The 17954-nt window shown below is 64.4% G+C and carries 22 protein-coding genes; 10 read left to right on the top strand and 12 right to left on the bottom strand.

Going from position 1 to position 17954, the window contains the following annotated elements; all coding sequences use genetic code 11:
* Window positions 1-82 precede the first annotated feature (82 nt).
* Window positions 83-703 carry a LysE family translocator gene (locus OC450_RS12400; protein WP_262047961.1) on the bottom strand — a complete coding sequence of 207 codons (621 nt, stop codon included), beginning with the start codon at window positions 701-703 and terminating at the stop codon, window positions 83-85.
* 171 nt (window positions 704-874) lie between these two features.
* Here OC450_RS12400 and OC450_RS12395 point away from each other — a divergent pair, with 171 nt between their 5' ends.
* From OC450_RS12395 to OC450_RS12385, 3 genes are read left to right on the top strand one after another with little or no spacing between them, the layout of a single operon-like run.
* A complete protein-coding gene (locus OC450_RS12395) occupies window positions 875-1189 on the top strand; it encodes an ArsR/SmtB family transcription factor (protein ID WP_084809905.1) in 315 nt (104 codons plus the stop codon).
* Window positions 1182-1652, top strand: coding sequence for an SRPBCC family protein (locus OC450_RS12390; RefSeq protein WP_262047960.1), 471 nt, complete (start codon window positions 1182-1184; stop codon window positions 1650-1652). The genes OC450_RS12395 and OC450_RS12390 overlap by 8 nt, the downstream gene beginning before the upstream one ends.
* Window positions 1649-2161 (top strand): SRPBCC family protein, encoded by a 513-nt coding sequence (locus OC450_RS12385; RefSeq protein ID WP_211381591.1) that lies wholly within the window; start codon window positions 1649-1651, stop codon window positions 2159-2161. The genes OC450_RS12390 and OC450_RS12385 overlap by 4 nt, the downstream gene beginning before the upstream one ends.
* Window positions 2162-2179: 18 nt before the next feature.
* Here OC450_RS12385 and OC450_RS12380 read toward each other — a convergent pair whose 3' ends face one another.
* Window positions 2180-2371: a hypothetical protein gene (locus OC450_RS12380; protein WP_249128809.1), complete on the bottom strand. Its 192-nt coding sequence runs from the start codon at window positions 2369-2371 to the stop codon at window positions 2180-2182.
* A 366-nt stretch (window positions 2372-2737) separates the two neighbouring features.
* Here OC450_RS12380 and OC450_RS12375 point away from each other — a divergent pair, with 366 nt between their 5' ends.
* Window positions 2738-3544, top strand: a complete 807-nt coding sequence (locus OC450_RS12375; protein ID WP_211381589.1) for a transglutaminase-like domain-containing protein — start codon at window positions 2738-2740, stop codon at window positions 3542-3544.
* A complete protein-coding gene (locus OC450_RS12370) occupies window positions 3544-3735 on the top strand; it encodes a hypothetical protein (RefSeq protein WP_211381588.1) in 192 nt (63 codons plus the stop codon). The genes OC450_RS12375 and OC450_RS12370 overlap by 1 nt, the downstream gene beginning before the upstream one ends.
* A gap of 28 nt (window positions 3736-3763) precedes the next feature.
* Here OC450_RS12370 and OC450_RS12365 read toward each other — a convergent pair whose 3' ends face one another.
* The gene (locus OC450_RS12365; protein WP_211381587.1) at window positions 3764-4537 is read right to left on the bottom strand and encodes a DUF2189 domain-containing protein; all 774 of its coding nucleotides are present in this window, start codon (window positions 4535-4537) and stop codon (window positions 3764-3766) included.
* A 316-nt stretch (window positions 4538-4853) separates the two neighbouring features.
* Between OC450_RS12365 and OC450_RS12360 the strand changes: the two genes are divergently transcribed.
* Window positions 4854-7082, top strand: a complete 2229-nt coding sequence (locus OC450_RS12360) for an ATP-binding protein (protein ID WP_262047959.1) — start codon at window positions 4854-4856, stop codon at window positions 7080-7082.
* A gap of 22 nt (window positions 7083-7104) precedes the next feature.
* On the opposite strand, the gene OC450_RS12355 is transcribed toward OC450_RS12360, so the two are convergent.
* The 7 genes from OC450_RS12355 to OC450_RS12325 all read right to left on the bottom strand — a co-directional run bounded on the left by OC450_RS12355 (window position 7105) and on the right by OC450_RS12325 (window position 12556).
* Entirely contained in the window at window positions 7105-7548 is a 444-nt protein-coding gene (locus tag OC450_RS12355) for a hypothetical protein (RefSeq protein WP_256806986.1), read from the bottom strand.
* Between the two features lie 2 nt (window positions 7549-7550).
* Window positions 7551-7934 (bottom strand): nuclear transport factor 2 family protein, encoded by a 384-nt coding sequence (locus tag OC450_RS12350; protein WP_211382402.1) that lies wholly within the window; start codon window positions 7932-7934, stop codon window positions 7551-7553.
* 78 nt (window positions 7935-8012) lie between these two features.
* The gene (locus OC450_RS12345) at window positions 8013-8480 is read right to left on the bottom strand and encodes a MarR family winged helix-turn-helix transcriptional regulator (RefSeq protein ID WP_211381584.1); all 468 of its coding nucleotides are present in this window, start codon (window positions 8478-8480) and stop codon (window positions 8013-8015) included.
* 5 nt (window positions 8481-8485) lie between these two features.
* Entirely contained in the window at window positions 8486-10096 is a 1611-nt protein-coding gene (locus OC450_RS12340; protein WP_262047958.1) for an acyl-CoA synthetase, read from the bottom strand.
* Between the two features lie 10 nt (window positions 10097-10106).
* Entirely contained in the window at window positions 10107-11243 is a 1137-nt protein-coding gene (locus OC450_RS12335; RefSeq protein ID WP_262047957.1) for an epoxide hydrolase family protein, read from the bottom strand.
* A 95-nt stretch (window positions 11244-11338) separates the two neighbouring features.
* Window positions 11339-11794, bottom strand: coding sequence for a GatB/YqeY domain-containing protein (locus tag OC450_RS12330; RefSeq protein WP_211381581.1), 456 nt, complete (start codon window positions 11792-11794; stop codon window positions 11339-11341).
* A gap of 33 nt (window positions 11795-11827) precedes the next feature.
* Entirely contained in the window at window positions 11828-12556 is a 729-nt protein-coding gene (locus tag OC450_RS12325; protein ID WP_211381580.1) for an alpha/beta fold hydrolase, read from the bottom strand.
* Between the two features lie 147 nt (window positions 12557-12703).
* On the opposite strand from OC450_RS12325, the gene carA reads away from it, so the two are divergent.
* Together carA and OC450_RS12315 are read left to right on the top strand one after the other, a co-directional pair.
* Complete coding sequence (carA, locus tag OC450_RS12320) at window positions 12704-13894, top strand: glutamine-hydrolyzing carbamoyl-phosphate synthase small subunit (RefSeq protein ID WP_211381579.1); 1191 nt, start codon at window positions 12704-12706, stop codon at window positions 13892-13894.
* A gap of 151 nt (window positions 13895-14045) precedes the next feature.
* Window positions 14046-14567, top strand: a complete 522-nt coding sequence (locus OC450_RS12315) for a hypothetical protein (protein WP_211381578.1) — start codon at window positions 14046-14048, stop codon at window positions 14565-14567.
* 75 nt (window positions 14568-14642) lie between these two features.
* On the opposite strand, the gene OC450_RS12310 is transcribed toward OC450_RS12315, so the two are convergent.
* Window positions 14643-15167 carry a Dps family protein gene (locus tag OC450_RS12310; RefSeq protein WP_211381577.1) on the bottom strand — a complete coding sequence of 175 codons (525 nt, stop codon included), beginning with the start codon at window positions 15165-15167 and terminating at the stop codon, window positions 14643-14645.
* Between the two features lie 115 nt (window positions 15168-15282).
* Here OC450_RS12310 and OC450_RS12305 point away from each other — a divergent pair, with 115 nt between their 5' ends.
* Window positions 15283-15984 (top strand): class I SAM-dependent methyltransferase, encoded by a 702-nt coding sequence (locus OC450_RS12305; RefSeq protein ID WP_262047956.1) that lies wholly within the window; start codon window positions 15283-15285, stop codon window positions 15982-15984.
* A 240-nt stretch (window positions 15985-16224) separates the two neighbouring features.
* On the opposite strand, the gene OC450_RS12300 is transcribed toward OC450_RS12305, so the two are convergent.
* Window positions 16225-16596: an ArsR/SmtB family transcription factor gene (locus tag OC450_RS12300; RefSeq protein WP_211381575.1), complete on the bottom strand. Its 372-nt coding sequence runs from the start codon at window positions 16594-16596 to the stop codon at window positions 16225-16227.
* A 112-nt stretch (window positions 16597-16708) separates the two neighbouring features.
* Between OC450_RS12300 and OC450_RS12295 the strand changes: the two genes are divergently transcribed.
* Entirely contained in the window at window positions 16709-17878 is a 1170-nt protein-coding gene (locus OC450_RS12295; protein ID WP_211381574.1) for an MFS transporter, read from the top strand.
* Window positions 17879-17954 lie beyond the last annotated feature (76 nt).

Below are 17954 nucleotides of genomic sequence, written 5' to 3'. Positions count from 1 at the left end.
GGGCAATTCCTTCGTCGGCGGCAATGTCAGATTGGACGCATTGCCGCTGCGAAGGGTTCAAGCCGGACCGGCTTTGGAGGGGTTATTTTGCCCGGGTCAGCGCCAGCCAGATGCCGCCGCCGATCATGAAGCCGCCGGAGATGCGCGACATCATCCGCGTGCGGCGGGCTGAGAAGAATTTTCGCGCGCGCCCGGCGGCGATGGCGTAGAGCGCGTCCGTCATCACCGCGGTGACCATGAAGGTGGCCCCGAGCAGCGCGACCTGAGGGAAGTGGTCGCGGTTCATGTCCATGAACTGCGGGATGAAGGCGCCGAAAAACACCAGCACCTTCGGGTTCGACAGCAGCACCAGGAAGCCTTGCAGGAAGAACCCGCCGCGCGGCGGCGCCGGCGGCTCGTCGACGTTGACGCCCTCCACCGGCGTCCAGATCAGCTTGATGCCGAGCCAGACCAGATAGGCGGCGCCGGCAAAGCGTACCCAGTCGAACCAGTAGCCCATGGTTGCCATCAGCGAGGTCAGACCGACCGCAACGATGCCGATGACGATGGCGAGGCCGGCCTGGGCGCCGGCCACGTTGGTCAGCGCCGCGCGCGTGCCGTGGCGTAGCCCGTTGGCGATGACGAGCGTGACGATCGGACCCGGCAGCAGCGCGAGCGCGATGCAGGCGGCGAGGAAGGCGAGATAGGCTTGCAGGGACATCATGGGGAGGACTCGCTGAGGGCGGTTCCGAGCATTAATGCATGGCGGAGGCGGGAACGGAAGACGTCACCGCTGCAAAGCGCGGGCTGATCAGGTCGACATCCGCAACACCCATTGCGTGCGCCAAAAACGCCATCTTGACATGCAACCTTTTAGTTGCCTATTATCGCAGCCATGGATGAGGTCTTCAAAGCGCTCGCCGATGCGTCACGACGGTCGCTGCTCGACAGGCTTCATGCCAGAAACGGCCAGACGCTGAACGAGCTTTGCGAAGGCCTCGCGATGACGCGCCAGGCCGTGACCAAGCACCTTGTCATCCTCGAGGAGGCCAATCTTGTCACGACCATCAGGCATGGCCGCGAGAAGCTGCACTATCTCAACCCGGTGCCGATCCATCAGATCGGCGAACGCTGGATCAAGAAATTCGAGCGCGGCAAGCTCGCCGCGCTCAGCGAGTTGAAACGCCAGCTGGAGAAGCGCGATGAGTAAGCCGGAGTTCGTCTATGTCACCTACATCGAGACCACACCGGAGAGGCTTTGGGAGGCGCTGACGTCGAGCGAGTTCACCCGGCAATACTGGTTCGGCGCCGAGGTCAGGTCGGACTGGAAAATCGGCTCCCCCTTCGCGCTGCTGCTGGAGGGCGAGATCACCGATTCCGGCGAAATCCTGGAAGCCGATCCACCGCGGCGGTTGTCCTACAGCTTCAAGCACCAGAAGTACGAAGAGCTGCGCGGCGAACCGATCTCGCGGGTGGTCTTCACCATCGAACCGTTCGGCGCGCTCGTGCGTTTGACCGTGCTGCATGACGGCTTCGTCGTAGGCGGGAAGTATCTCGGGGCCGTCTCCAATGGCTGGCCGGCGATCCTGTCCGGGCTCAAGAGCCTCCTGGAGAGAGGCAAGGTGCTCGCCATCCCGCGCACGGCGCTCAACAAGGGATTCGACGCAAAATGAACCTCGATCAATTCAAGCCGCTCACGGTCTACACCATCTACATCGCTTCAACGCCGGAGAAGGTGTGGGAAGCGCTGACCTCGGCCGAGTTCAGCCGCCAATATTTCTTCGGCAATGCCGTGGAGGTGGAGCCGCGACTTGGCGGCGCGTTCATCGTCCGCACGCCGGATGGCGCCCCGCACATCAGCGGCGAGGTGCTCGCATACGATCCGCCGAAAAAGCTGTCGGTGACCTTCAACGTCAACTGGCCCGAGCTGATCGAGAAGCTCGGACCGACTCTCGTGACCTATGACATCGAGCCGGCCGGCGACGCGGTCAGGCTCACCATGAGCGAAGGCCACGACCGGCCGCTCAGCGACGCCATCCTTTCCGGCGGGCGTTCGGGCTGGCCGGCGATCCTGTCGGGGCTGAAGAGCCTGCTGGAGACGGGGAAGGCGCCGCAGATCAAGATGGCGCCGCCGACGCAGATGCTGGCGGCACTGAAGGCGATGGGGATCAAGACGCCGTAGCGGCTGGAATCTGCGACCTCATCGCTTCTTCTTCACCGGCGGCTGAATCTCGTCGATCTTGCGACGGCAATCCCCTTCCGAGTCGTGCGGACCCGAGACAAAGGTCCCGCTGACCTTGATCGCGTACCAGCCCGACTCTACGCCGAGCCGAACCGCTTCATCTGTCTTGACGTGCCGTGGGGAGAGAGCTTGGATCGGTAGAGCTTCCATCGGGTGCTTTCGGTTGGCGTTCGATCTCATATCGAACCGCTGTGGGATTGTTCAGGCATCCGCGGCATGAGCCTGCCGCGTTCGACTCACCACTGGAGACGTCGCGATGAGTCGGCTCCGCCGGTGCGGGAAATGAGCCGTTTCACGTCGAGCGCATGTCGTCGTGGCGCCGCGTGCGCAGAGACGACCGATCTTTCCGGCATTGCCGCACCGTGCGCGCAATCGCCGCAATTAGCTATCGTTTTCTCGCCCCCGCCGCGCTTTTGACGCGGCAGATGCCACTCTCGATCGAATAAGACCGTCGACGTCTTGTGTTCGACCGCTTCGTAGCCATGTTAGGATCTCAGCCAAGGGAAAGTCGTTCGCATGAAGCTCCGCGTCGGGTTCGAGATGCTGTACGAGTTCCCGCAACCGACGCCCATGATCATGGTGCTGGGCACGCACTTCACGCGCGCCTCCGATGTCATCGTGCCCGATCTGCTGACTACCAGCCCCTCAGTGGTTATCAGTCCCTATCGCGACCTCTTCGGCAATTGGTGCAGCCGCATCGTGGCGCCGGCCGGCAACTTCCGCCTTGCCGCCGATGGCGTCGTTCGCGACAGCGGCCTGCCTGACCCGGCGTTTCCGAACGCGTTTCAGCACGCCGTCGAAGCACTGCCGACCGACACGCTCGTCTATCTGCTCGGCAGTCGCTACTGCGAGACCGATCGCCTGACGGATATCGCATGGAAATTGTTCGAGCAGACGCCGCCGGGCTGGGCGCGGGTCCAGGCGATCTGCGATTTTGTTCATCGCCGCATCACGTTCGGCCATGAGCATGCGCGGGCGACCAAGACAGCCCGGGAAGCTTACGATGAAGGCAAGGGCGTGTGCCGCGACTATGCCCATCTCGCGATCACGTTCTGCCGCTGCATGAACATCCCGGCGCGTTACTGCACCGGCTATCTCAGCGACATCGGCACACCGCAGCCGTGGGCGGCCGGAGATTTCGCGGCTTGGTTCGAGGCCTTCATCGGTGGAAGCTGGCACATGTTCGATCCGCGCAACAACACGCCGCGGATCGGCCGGGTGCTGATCGCGCAGGGACGCGATGCCGCAGACGTTCCGATCACCCAGACCTTCGGCCCGAACACTCTGCTCAATTTCAAGGTATGGACCGACGAGGTCAGCTGATGACAGACGGCACAGCGACCCTCGACGCGGATGAATTTGCCTCGTTAGCCGAGGTCGGCAAGGGCAAGGCGCAACGCGAAATCCCGCAGGTGCATGGCGAGCGTCTGACGGGCCTCGGTTATGCGATCAGGCGCCTCGGCGAACTCGAACTCACCTCATCCGGCGTTCGCCGCCTGGCAACGGGCGCATAGAACGCGGCCGGTGCGTCCGGCTCCCCGCTTACGCCACCGGCACCACCAGGCGCCGATAAAGATGCCAGGTCGCGTGCCCCAGCACGGGCAGCGTCACGACCAATCCCAGAAAATACGGCAGCGCCGAGACGATCAGCAGCATCACGATCACGGCGGCCCACGAGATCATCGGCAGCGGGCTCGTCACCACCGCGCGCACGCTCGTCACCATCGCCGTGACGAAATCGACCTCACGATCGAGCAGCAGCGGAAACGACACCACGGTCAGCGCAAACAAAACCAGCGACAGTGCAGCGCCGACCGCGTTGCCGATCGCCAGAAACAGCAGGCCCTCGTTGGTCGTCAGGACCACCGTCATGAATTCCTGGAGGTTCGAGAACGAGGCATGCAGCCCGAGCAGCAAGGCGATCAGAAGCCGCACCTGGTACATCCAGATCACGAAAACGAACAGCGTGACGAAGGCCATCCAACCGATCTCGCTGCGTGAACGTATGGCGGACCAGATCGCGCCGGGCGAGACCGGCTCGCCGCGCTCGCGGCGCCGGCTGACCTCGTAGAGGCCGATCGCCACGAACGGCCCGATCAACGCAAAGCCGGCCGCAAGGGGATAGACGAGATAGACCATGCCGAACGCGGTGAGGCACAGCATGATGACGATGCCGCCGGCCGCGTAGAGCGCACCGAAGCAGAGACCGTAAAATGGCAGCGCCTGGAAATCACGCAGGCCCTCGACCAGCGCTTCGGCGATGTCGGTCGCCGCAACGGGACGCACCACCGGATCGACCTTGCCCGAAATGGACATCGGCTCCCTCCTCATCTGCCGCCGCGATCTCCGTCGCACGCGGATCGACCTCCATGTTAGCGCCTCTCTCCGGCGCGCGCACGCGCGAGTTGATCGCCGACAACGGTATTCCGAAGCCTCCGCCGCGCGCCCGGGGAAAACCACCGCACCGGCGCCGGCGCTCCCTTCAGGAGGCTCAACCGTGATGCACACGGCGCGAAATCTTGCACGCCAGGGGCTTTTTTCGGCCCCGAGCCTATGGACTGAACGGATGGTGGTACCGCAAATTGGGTCTTTGAATGAGCATTCGCGATGACCGGAATGGACCGCCCGACCGATGAGCTTGCGTACCCGGCTACTGATACTCGTGATCGCGGCCATGCTGGTGCCGGCAAGCCTCGTCGGGCTGCGTTTCATGCAGAACAGGACCAGCGAAATCAACGCCGCCCTGGCCAATCTGGCGGCGTCGGCTGACGAGATTGCAAGCGATCTGAGCGAAAAGATTCAGGGCACCGCCCAGCTTCACTATGGGCTGGCCCGTGCGCGCGACCTCGACACGCGCGACAAGGCGGCGTGCTCGGCTTTCCTCTCCGATGTCCGCGAGGAATATCCTCAGTTCACCGGCATCCTGACCATCGATCCGGACGGCAGCCTGTTCTGCGACTCGCTGCGGACCAACCGCACCCTCGATCTGAGGGATCGCGCCTATTTCAAGCAGGCCCTGGTTTCGCACGGCGTCGTGCTGGAGCCGGTCTTCGGCCGGCTGACCGGAATATCGGTGCTCCAGATCGCATATCCGGTGCGATCGGAGGCAGGCGCGCTGAAACTGATCCTGCTCGCATCGTTCAATCTGCGCAAATTCGCCGAGTACCACCACAAGCGGCTGCTTGGCGAGAAGGAGGTGCTGCTCATCGACGGCAAGGGGACTGTTCTCGTCGCCCCCTCGGGAGCGGGCTGGGCCGAACCCGTGGGCGCGTCGATTGCAGGATCCGACCTGCTGCGCTTCGCGACAGCTCCGGATCAGAAGGCGTTTCAGGAAGTGACCGATCGCGAGGGCCGAACGCAGGTCTGGGCCGTCGCCCGCTCGCCTTCGACCCGTGACGCCGGCCTCTACGTCCTGGTCGGACGGTCCAAGGACGGACTGGTCGCGGCGGCGAACCGCCGGCTCCACGAGGACATGGCGATCCTCGCGGTGGCCTCGCTGCTGCTGCTGGCCGGCGTATGGATCCTCGCCACCGTGAGCGTCGGGCGCCAGGTCGGGCGGCTCGCCACCATGGCGAAGAGGCTTGGGCTCGGCGATCTCAGCGCGCGAATTCCTCTTCCCCATCCGCGCGGCGAGCTCGGCGGATTGATGACCCTGCTCAACGGCACCGCGGAGTCGCTCGAGCAGCAACGCGCGGCCATCGCAGACCTCAACCAGAAGCTCAGCCAATCGCAGAAGATGGAAGCCATGGGCCAGCTCACCGGCGGCGTGGCGCATGATTTCAACAATCTCTTGACCATCATTCTCGGCAATTCAGAGCATCTCGCCGACAGGCTGGCGGGGAACAAGGAATTGCACCGGATCGCCGGCGACATCGCGACCGCCGCCGAACGCGGCTCCGACCTGACCCGGAGCCTGCTCGCCTTCGCGCGCAAGCAGCCTCTGAGGCCGCGAGACATCGACATCGGCGAGAAGGTTCACGAGATGGAGCCGTTGTTGCGCCGTCCCTTGGGCGAGCACATCGAATGCAGCTTCGCGCTCGAACCGCAGGTATGGCCGACCAGCGTCGATCCCGGCCAACTGACGACTGCGCTGCTCAATCTCGTGCTCAACGCGCGCGACGTCATGCAGCTGGGCGGCAGGCTGACCATCGCGGTGCGCAACGCCGCGCTCGGTGAATCCGACCTCGACGTCAACGGCGAGCCGCGCCCCGGCGACTATGTCATGGTGGCAGTGACGGACACTGGCAGCGGCATGACCGCCGAGGTGGCGAGCCGGGCGTTCGAACCGTTCTTCACGACCAAGGAGGTCGGCAAGGGGACCGGGCTCGGCCTGAGCATGGTCTACGGGTTTGTGCGGCAGTCCGGCGGCGTGGTGCAGATGCAGTCCGAGCCCGGACAAGGCAGCGTCGTCAGGCTGTTCTTTCCCCGCCTTGCAACGCCGCGAAGCGAGCCTTCGTCGCCCGCCGAACGGATCGTCGCTCCCGACGGAAGCGAGACCATTCTCGTCGTCGAGGACGACGACATGGTTCGGGCCTATGTCGAGAACGAACTGAAAGCGCTCGGCTACCGCGTGATCGCGGCGTCGAACGGCCCCGCAGCCCTCGAATTGTTGCGCAGCTCCGGGGATATCGACCTGCTGTTCACCGACGTCGTGATGCCCGGCGGCATGTTCGGGCCCGAGCTTGCCAGGCAAGCAACCCAGCTGCGGCCGGGGCTCAAGGTGCTGTTCACCTCCGGCTACACCCAAAATCCCGTCAAGGCGCCCGACGGGGCCGGCGACGCCCGCGTCCTGACCAAGCCGTTCCGGCGACGAGACCTCGCCGCGGTGCTGCGATCAGCACTATCGGCGCCGTCGCGCTAAGCCTGCGCCGCAGGACTGCCGGTCAGGAGTGCGACGCGAGGAGAAGCGCCGCACCAAGATTGGCGACGAACAAAGCCGCGTCGATGACGAAGATCCTGAGCATCGGGCCCTTCAGCACGGGCCAGTAAGCCACCCCGACGCGCCCACCGCGCATCAGGACCGGAAGGTTGTAGGCGAACTGGCTGAAATGGCAGGCGGCAAAGAACAGGAACAGCACAAGCTGCGCCTCGACCGGCTGGAAGAAAAGCGGACGAGCGGTGAGAAGATAGAGCGACAGAAGCCCGATCGGCAGGTTGATGCCGCCCAGAAAGGCTACGCTGGCCGCCAGGGTCGGCGCGATCGGATTGCCGCGCTCTTCGCGCGGCAGCAAAATCTTCAGCGTGTTGGCTTGCGCAATGCTGAACTGGATGAATGCGCCGCCGAACCAGAGCGCGTTGAGGAGGAGGACGAAATCCGAAAGGTGCATGCCTATTTTCCGTAAAAAGCTTCGCTGCGGACCACGCGGCCCGCGTCGTCGAAATCCATGAACTCGCTGGCGCGCGTGTCGCCGAGTCGCCACCACACCGTCAGGCGCGCGATCAACTCGTCCCAGCTCCAGCTCAGGATCTTCAGGTCTGCGCTCTCGATGTGGCCATAGGCCTCGCGCCAATAGGCGCGGATGTTGTCGGCGCCGGTGACGACAGGAGAGCCGGTCAGCGACAGCGCCAGAGGGCTGCGCATCTGCGCATCGTCGGCAAAATGCGCGACGACCGCGTCGATGTCGACCCGGCACCAGCTCGCGCACCATGCCGCGACGAAGCGTTCGGCGGCCCCGCGGTCCATTTTCTGTACGCTCTTGTCCTGTCCGCCCATGGCGCGGCCCTCCCCCAGATCGTTGCCGGAGAGTGGCAAAGCGCGCACCTCATGTCAACCATGTTGACTTGAGACTTGTCAATTGTTGTCGGCTATCGCTTCCATCACGGCCATCCAGGCCACTGCGCCTCGCGTCCCGACGCGATCGAACGCATCGCGCATGACCTTGCGCTCGTGGTCCGACGCCGTTTGCTCGATACGCTGCCCCGTGGCCGTCAGGCGCAGCAGCTTGGAGCGATGCTGCTCGGACGACCGCTTCGACGTCAGGAGCTTGCGCTCCAGCAGGAGATTGAGCGGCCGGTTCAGCGCTTGCTTGGAAATGCCGAGGGTCTCGATCAGCGAGCCGATCGCGATGTCGGGCTGTCGCGCCACCACATAGAGGATGCGATGGTGCGGGCGCGACAGACCCTGCTTTGTCAGATAGTCGTCGGCCTCCAGCGTCATGCCGCGCCAGCCGTAGTACATGAGCTCCAGCGCCGCATCGAGATCGTGCAGCTTCTTCAGCGAAGCGCGGTGAAGGCCCGCGGCTTGAGACATCTTTGGCATTGTCACTAACCCCTCGCCCGCAGCTCGCGCCGCAGCACCTTGCCGGTCGCCGTCATCGGCAGCGTCTCGGCGAACGCCACGAAACGCGGATATTCGTGGGCGGCAAGCTGCACCTTGACGAACTCCTGGATTTCGCGCGCGAGTGCGTCGCCAGCCGCGAAGCCCGGGCGCAGCACGATCCAGGCCTTGATCGATTCGGTGCGGATCGGATCGGGAATACCGACCACCGCCGCCATCGCCACCGAGGGATGCTTCATCAGCGTGTGCTCGATCTCGGAGGGACCGACGCGGTAGCCGGCGGTGGTGATGACATCATCCTCGCGGCTGACGTACCAGAAATATCCGTCTTCATCCTGCACGCCGAGATCGCCGGTGAGCAGGAATTCGCCGGCATATTTCTTCGCCGTCGCCTCGGGATTTCGCCAGTATTCGAGCATCGTGCACGGGCACGGCTGGCGCACGCCGATGATGCCGCGCTGGCCGCGTGGCTGCTCCTCGCCCTTGTCGTTGACGATGCGGACGTCGAAGCCCGGCGTCGCCTTGCCCATCGAGCCGGGACGGATCGGAAACAGGTTCGAGTTGCTGCCGATCACGAGATTGCACTCGGTCTGACCGAACACTTCATGCGCATCGATGCCGAAGGTCTCCCGAACCCAGCCGAGCAGTTCGCCGCCGAGGGATTCACCGCCGGTAAAGATGCTGCGCAGCTTGACGCCGGAATGCTTCACGCCGGCCTGCCGCATCAGCTTCAGCGCCGTCGGCGGCAGGAAGACGTTGCGCACGCCGAGATCGGCCATCATCTGCATCGCTGCCTGCGGCTCGAATTTGCGCGCACGGTGACCGACCAGCGGAATGCCGTGGTACCAGAATGCGAACAAGCCGTTGACGAGGCCGCCGATCCAGGCCCAGTCCGCCGGCGTCCACATCAGATCGCCGGGGCGCGGCAGGAAGTTGTGGCACATCTCGACATTGGGGAGGTGACCGAGCACGACGCGGTGCGCATGCAGCGCCCCCTTGGGATTGCCGGTCGTGCCTGAAGTGTAGATGATCAGCGCGGGATCGTCGGCGGAGGTGTCGACCAGGGCGAAGTCGGGCGATGCGGCCTTCACCGCATCCCAGAACGATTTCGTGCCCGCAGGCGCGCGCTCGCCGACGATGTAGACGTTCTTCAGATCCGGCAGACGATCGCGGATCTTGGCGAGCTTCTCCCAGCCGCCCTCGTCGGTGACGATCGCCTTGGCCTGCGAATTCGACAGGCGGAATTCCAGCGCGTCCTCGCCGAACAGCGCGAACAGCGGAATCGAGATCATCGCCGAACGAAACGCCGCGATATGCACGATCGGCAATTCCAGCGATTGCGACAGGAACACCGCGACGCGGTCGCCCCGGGCAAGTCCATCCGCCTTCAGCACGTTGGCGAAGCGGCGCGACATTTCCGCGACCTCGTCGAAGGAAGTGCGCGTGGCGGCGCCGTTCTCGTCGACATAGACCAGCGCGAGCCGGCCCGTGCCGTCGGCGTGACGATCGCAGCAGGCTTCCGACATGTTGAAGCGCGCCGGAACGTCCCAGCGGAAGTTGCGATAGAGCTCGTCGTAGGTCTTGGCTTCGGTGAGCATGGACCAGATCCTATCGTACGGTCGCGAAGAACTTGCGGACATCGCGCACGAACAGCTCCGGCTGCTCGAATGCGGCGAAATGGCCTCCCTTCTCCATCGCGCTCCAATGCGTGATACGGGAAAAGTTCGGCTCCATCCAGCGCCGTACCGGCGTGATGATCTCCTTGGGGAACACGGCAACCCCGGTCGGCACGGTGACCTTCGGCGTGGTGCGGCGCTTGCCAAAGCTTTCCCAATAGAGCCGCGCGGAAGAGGTCGCCGTCTGCGTCGCCCAATAGAGCATGACGTTGTCGAGCAGCTCGTCCTTGTCGAAAATGTTCTCGGGGTGGCCATTGCAATCGGTCCAGGCCCAGAACTTTTCCAAGATCCAGGCCGCCTGCCCGCTCGGCGAATCCGTCAGGCCGTAGCCGAGCGTCTGCGGCCGCGTAGATTGCTGCTTGGAATAGCCGGAGTCGAGATCGACATAATGCTTGAGCCCGGCGAGCGCGCGCTTCTCCTCCACCGTCGGCTCGCCCTCGACCTTGCGCGCCGCGTTGAAAGCGAGCGTGATGTGGATGCCGGCGCAATGCCCGGCGTCCTGCGCGCCGAGCGAGGTTGTCACGGCCGAGCCCCAGTCGCCGCCCTGCGCGCCGTAACGCGCATAACCCAGCCGGTCCATCAGCCTGGCCCAGGTCGCGGCGATGCGGTCGACACCCCAGCCGGTTGTCCTGGGTTTTGCCGAGAAGCCGAAACCCGGCAGCGACGGACAGATCACATGGAAGGCGTCCGCCGGATTGCTGCCATGCGCGGCGGGATCGACCAGCGGCGCGATCACTTTCTGGAATTCGACGATCGAGCCGGGCCAGCCATGGGTGATGATCAACGGCAGCGCTGATGGTTCTTTCGAACGGACGTGCACGAAGTGGATGTCGAGCCCGTCGATCTCGGTCGTGAATTGCTCGAAGCGGTTGAGCTTTACCTCTCGCGCGCGCCAGTCATAGCCATCAGCCCAGTAACCGCAGATCTCCTGGATCCATGTCAGCGGCGCGCCCTGGCTCCAGTCGTCGACCAGCTCCGCCTCCGGCCAGCGCGTGCGGACGAGGCGTGACTTGAGGTCGGTGAGGATGTCGTCGCTGACGGCGATGCGGAACGGCTTGATGACGGTCATCGGTTGCTCCCGATTTATCTATCGGGAGAGAGTAGACCGAACGGGCGCCGCTTCAAAGGTGCCCCCTTCCCCCCACTAGGGGAACGGGGACGAGCTCAGCCAGTCAACGCAGCTTTCACGAGACCGGATGCTTTGCCGAAATCCATCTGCCCGGCGTATTTCGCCCTCAGCACCGCGATCACCTTGCCCATGTCCTTCATGCCGGCTGCGCCCGTCTCCGAGATCGCATCCGAGATCGCCTTCTTCACCTCGTCATCCGCCATCTGCTTCGGCAGATACGCCGAGATCACCGCGATCTCCTCGCGCTCCTGCGCGGCGAGCTCGGCGCGGCCGCCCTTGTCGTAGAGCTCGACCGATTCCTGGCGCTGCTTGATCATCTTCTGGAAGACGCCGAGCAGGTCCGCATCCGACAGCGGCGGCTTGCCGCTGCCGCGCGCTTCGATGTCGGCGTTCTTGATGGTCGAATTGACCATGCGCAGCGTGGACAGCTTGCGCTCGTCCTTGGCCTTCATGGCCTCCTTGACCGCATTGTTGATGTCGTCGCGCAGCATGATCGTGATCCCTTCGAATATCCGACGCCTGATCTAGGCCGTTCGCGTCCCTGAGACAACCGGGGGTCCCAGCCATTCGACCAGCGCCCGCACTGTCGCCTCAGGCTGCTCCGGTTGCGGCAGATGCCCGCAATTCTCCAAAATGACGAGCTTTGCACCGGCGATGCCCTCTACCATCTCCTTCGAGAACGCGTTGGAGATGGTGTTGTCCGCATCGCCTGTCAGCACCAGCGTCGGGCATGTGATCGTCGCAAGCGTGGGCCGCGAATCCACCCGCGCGATGATCGCGGTCTGCTGGCGGAGATAGCCTTCGACGCCGACGTCCTCGCCCTGCTCATCCACGAGCCGGCGAATGCCGGAATCGTCGCGGCGGGAGGGATGCACGAGCTCCGGAAACATCTCCTCGCGCGCGGCACGCAACTCGCCGCGCTTCGCTCGCTCCATCAGGCTGCGGCGGCGCAGGGTCGCTTCCGGCGTATCGGGCCGGGCCTGGGTGTTGATCAGTGCGAGCCTCAAAACCCGCTCGGGCGCCTGGCGCATGATCTCGAACGCGATGTAGCCGCCCATGGAATGGCCGGCGAGCGCGAAGCGCGGCGGCGCCTCGCTCAGAACGCGGCGGGCGATCGCCGCCATGCTGTCGTCGCGGATATGGTTGGCGACCATCACGGGGCCAAAACGCCAGAGCGCCGGGATGACCGGGGCATAGATCCGGGCCGAGGAGGCAAGCCCCGGAACCAGCACGATCGGGGTGGTCTGATCCATTATTGCCTCTCAAGCCCCGGAATTTGCCGGAAATTATTCTGCAGAGCTTTAAGTGCCGGGCGGGAGCTGTCAAATATGCAAAAACGCATGTGAATCGGCGCTTCTCCGCTTTGACGCCGGCGTCCGCTGGGACTATGAACCGGGCTCATGACACAACATGACAACGATCCCGCTTGGCCGGACCACAAACCGACCGCGCTGTTGGTGCTTGCCGACGGCACGGTGCTCGAAGGCTTTGGCCTTGGCGCCGAGGGCCACGCCGTCGGTGAGGTCTGCTTCAACACCGCGATGACCGGTTATGAGGAGATTCTCACCGATCCCTCCTATGCCGGCCAGCTCATCACCTTCACTTTCCCGCATATCGGCAATGTCGGTACCAACGAGGAAGATATCGAGACGGTGAACATGGCCGCGACGCCGGGCGCGCGCGGCGTGATCCTGCGCACCGCGATCACCAATCCCTCCAACTACCGCGCCACCAAGCATCTCGACGCCTGGCTCAAGGCGCGCGGCATCATCGGCCTCTCCGGCATCGACACGAGGGCGCTGACCGCGCTGATCCGCAGCAAGGGCATGCCCAACGCCGTGATCGCACACGCCAGGAACGGCGAGTTCGACCTGCATGGCCTCAAGGAAGAAGCGCGCGAATGGCCGGGCCTCGAGGGCATGGACCTCGTGCCGATGGTCACCTCCGGCCAGCGCTTCACCTGGGACGAGACACCGTGGCTCTGGGACAAGGGTTTTGGCCGGCAGGACAAGCCTGAGTTCAACGTCGTCGCCATCGACTACGGCATCAAGCGCAACATCCTGCGCCTGCTCGCCGGCGTCGGCTGCAAGGTGACGGTGGTGCCGGCGACGACCTCGTCCGAAGACATTCTGGCGATGAAGCCGGACGGCGTGTTCCTGTCCAACGGTCCGGGCGATCCGGCCGCGACCGGCAAATACGCCGTGCCTGTGATCCAGGACGTGATCAAGTCGGGCACGCCGACCTTCGGCATCTGCCTCGGTCACCAGATGCTGGGCCTCGCCGTCGGCGCCAAGACCAGAAAGATGCATCAGGGCCACCACGGCGCCAATCATCCCGTCAAGGACGAGACCACCGGCAAGGTCGAGATCACCTCGATGAACCACGGCTTTGCCGTGGACGAGAAGACCCTGCCGAAGGGCGCGACGCAGACCCACATCTCGCTGTTCGACGGCTCCAATTGCGGTATCCAGCTCGACGGAAAACCGGTGTTCTCGGTGCAGTATCACCCCGAGGCTTCACCCGGTCCGCGCGACTCGCACTATCTGTTCCAGCGCTTTGCCGATCTGATGCGGCAGAAGAAGAGCGCGTAAGGCGCTCTCGCGAGAGCACTTCCACGACAAAAGCCCGGGTCCGCCCCGGGCTTTGTCATTTTGGCGCGCGCCTAGCGCGAGGCCGGAGCGACGGAGGAACGTCGCTTGACGACCTTCGTTGATTCAAACTATTTCGCGCAGGAGCCCCGCCATGGCCGTCGTCCGCGACAATGCCGAGCCACTCGCCATCGTGTTCGAGGATGACGGGCTCGTGCCGAACAACGTTCTCCCCTTCCTGGTCTATCAGGGCGCGGTGAAGCTCGATTCCACGCAGCCGGAAGAGACGATCGAGAGCCTGTTCGAAGCGAACGGCTGGGGCGGCACGTGGCGCAACGGCGTCTTCGACTATCTGCACTATCACGCGACGGTGCATGAGGTGCTCGGCGTCGCGCGTGGCAGCGCCCGTGTTCGCTTCGGCGGCGATCATGGCCAGGAGCTGGAGATCAAGACGGGCGACGTCGCGATCCTGCCGGCCGGCACGGGACATCAGCGCATCAAGGCGAGCGGCGATTTCTGCGTGATCGGTGCTTATCCACCGGGCGCGAAGATGGAGATCACGCGGGCAACGCCGGACAACCATGCCAAGGCGCTGAAGACGATCCCGAAGGTCGCGCTGCCGCCGGCCGATCCGGTCACGGGCAAGGATGGGGCAATGATGCGGCTGTGGCGGTAGTGAGTCGCGAACGCCAGCTGCACACTCCATCGTCGTCCCGGCGAAGGTCGGGACGACGATGCTGATGCAGTCCGACTACGCCTCGTTGCCGCCTTCCTGGCGCGTGGCTTCGAACAGGAACCAGGTGCGGCGCTCGGTCTCGTCGATGAAGTTTTCGAGGATGCTGGCGCTTGCGACGTCGCCGGCGTCATCGCAGACCTCATGCGCCTTGCGCATCGCGCCGGCGACATGCTTGTTGTCCTGCATCAGCTCGCGCAGCATCTCGCGCGGCGGGACGTAGTCCTCGTTGTTGTCCTTGATGGTCTGGAGCTTGGCGACCTGGCCGATCGACTTCAGCGTGGTGCCGCCGATCTTGCGGACGCGCTCGGCCAGCTGATCGGTGGTGGCGAAGATCTGGTCGGACTGCTCGTCGAGCAGCAGATGATAGTCGCGGAAATGCCGGCCGCTGATGTGCCAGTGGAAATTCTTGGTCTTCAGATACAACGCGAAAGCGTCGGCCAGAAGCACGTTGAGCGCCTCCGAGACCTTCTTGACCCCATCAGGTGCAAGATCGGTAGGCGTGTCGAGATCGGGCGAGACCTTGGTCGGGGCTTTGCTCACGGGAAACCTTCCTGTTAGGACGCGGACATTGACGGCGCGCTGCCGCACCCCTAACGCAATGCGGGCAGCGTCGGTTCCTCTGCCGGAACCGTCTGGCCGGGGGCCTTCGGATACCATGGACGATTGGATCGATTATTACGACTCGACGCATACGATCTATGTCAGCAAGCTGCATCGCGACCTGCACTTCCAGATCATTGCGCGGGACATCATCGCCTACATCTCCTCGCCCGAGGCGACCGTGCTGGACTATGCCTGCGGCGAGGCGCTGTCGGCGACCCAGGTTGCATCGGCTTGCGGCCAACTGATCCTCGCCGAGCCTGCGCCCGGCGTGCGCGGCCGTCTGATTGCGCGGTTTGCCCCGAATACAAAAATTCGTGTCCGCTCGCTCGACGACGTCCGCAAGATGCAGGACCAGTCAATCGATCTCGTCGTGATGAACTCGGTCGCGCAATACATGGCGCCGGAAGAGCTCGATGCCGCGCTCCTCAACATCCGGCGATTGTTGACGCCGTCCGGCAAGCTGGTGCTCGGCGACATCCTCCAGCCTGAGGTCGGCATGTTCAGGGACGTCCTGGCTCTGCTCAGCTTCGGCCTGCGTCACGGCTTTTTGAAAGATGCGCTGATCGGGCTGATCAGCACCGCGCTGTCGGATTACCGTCATCTGCGCACGCGCATCGGACTGCAGCGCTACAGCGAGGAGGAGATCACCGCCAAGCTCAAGGCAGCCGGCTTCGCGGTCCAGCGCGCTCAGCGCAACATCGGCCACAATCGCTGGCGCATGACCTTCATCGCGCGGCTGCCTCTGGTCCGTTAAGCATAACGACTGCCTGGGATGGCCTGTCGCACCCCCGATCGGTAATGATCGCTGCGGCCCGGTGGCGGAAGCGTCTACGCGAGGGCGGTGCATCGCTCTTTATCCTGGTTCAAATCCAGGCCGGGTCTCCAGCCTTCGCTGGCTCCGCCAGCTTCGGCCAGGCGAGCCGTATCGTGGCGAAGGCTGCCTCGACGAAGCACGCCGGGCGTAGTCGGGCGTTGGCGCGCAATCGTCCCAGCCTCAACCCGCGGCAGTCACCTCGCACTCCGACAGCAGCTGAAGCCGGTCGGCATCCTTGCTCGCCGAGTTGATGACGGCATCGAGCAGACCGGGAAAACGCGTGTCCAGATCCTCCCGGCGCAGCCGCATGAAGCGGTTGGTCCCCGCGACGCGCGTCAGCATCAGGCCGCATTCGCGCAGCTTGGCGAAGTGGTAGGCGAGATTCGATTTGCCGGCGAGCCCGCTGAAGTCGCCGCAGCAGAGCTCGCTGCTGACACGTTCCTGCTGGGCGAGCTGGTACACGATCGCCAATCGGATCGGATCGCTCAGGCAATCCAGAACCATCGGCAGCTCGATCTGCTCGCGGGTGGGGTGGAGAGGTGTACGGCTCATGGTCCGAGAATCATAGCGAACTGGCCGGAATGTTCAATAGTTCTTGAACCAATTGACTCCTGACCTTTCGCATACACTAGTTCAATAAACGTTGAACATGAGGATAGATTCAATGAGCGTGCTCTGGCTGGCCCTGGCCGCCTTCGCGATCGGTACGGAAGGCTTTGTCATTGCAGGGCTTTTACCGGCGATCGCCACCGACCTGTCGATTTCCGTCCCCGCAGCCGGACAGTTGGTCACCGCCTACGCCCTGACCTATGCGGTCGGATCGCCGATCCTGGCGGTGACGCTGAACAATATCGACCGCCGCACCGTGCTGGCCCTGGCGCTGTCCACGTTCATTGCCGGCAACCTCGCGGCGATGGTGGCCTCCAACTACGCCCTGTTGCTGGCTTCGCGCATGCTGATGGCCCTGGGTTCAGGCCTGTGCATGCCGACGGCGCTCGCGGTGTCCGTGGCGGTCGCCGCGCCGGAACGGCGAGGCCGTGCGGTGGCGCTGGTCACCTCGGGCCTCACGGTTGCGACCGTCATCGGCGTTCCCCTCGGCAACCTCGTCGGCAGCCTTCTCGGCTGGCGCGCGACCTTTGCCATGGTCGCCCTGATCGGCGCCGTTGCGCTCGCCGGCCTGCTGCTTGGCCTGCCCCGCGGCCTGCCGCGCAACACGGCTTCGCTCGGCGAACGGCTGGCGGTTGCGCGTCACAGCAATGTCCTGATCGCCCTTCTGATCACGATTTTATGGGCGCTCGGCGGCTTCACCGTGTTCACCTATTTCGCGATCCCGCTGCGCAGCCTTGGCTTCGATGCCTCGCAGATCAGCCTCGCGCTGCTTGTGTTCGGCGGCGCCGCCGCAATCGGGAACATGCTCGGCGGCGTCCTTGCCGACCGGCTCGGCACGCTCGCCACCGCAGGCATCGGGCTCGCCGGCATGGCCGGCGCGCTGATCCTGCATTCGCTGGTCCTGAAGCTGATGCCTGCACAGGCGCATTATGCGGTGCTGGGCGCGATCTTCCTGTGGGGCATCTCGGGATGGGCGTTCTATCCGGCCCAGGTCGCCAGCATCATCCGGATCGAGCCGCAGGCCTCGATGATCGCGCTCTCGCTCAACGCCTCCGCGATGTATCTCGGCTTCGCCGTCGGCGGGGCCCTGGGGGGCGCGGTGCTGGCCACCCTCTCGTCCGACGACCTCGGCTGGATCGGCGGAACGAGCGTTGCCGCCTCGCTGCTGGTGCATCTGGCCCGCGGCTGGCAGGCCCGGCCAAAACCGGTCAAAATTGCCGGTTGATGGGTGTTTTTCGGGGTTTCGCCGCCCCGAAAACTGGTCTAAGACCCACCCGCGCGCAGGGGAGACCACCGCGCTC

This window comes from Bradyrhizobium sp. Bra78, from assembly GCF_024519855.1.
GTDB lineage: Bacteria > Pseudomonadota > Alphaproteobacteria > Rhizobiales > Xanthobacteraceae > Bradyrhizobium > Bradyrhizobium japonicum_G.
The sequence above is the reverse complement of the archived record's forward strand: the minus strand, read 5'-3'. Positions and strand labels throughout refer to the sequence as shown.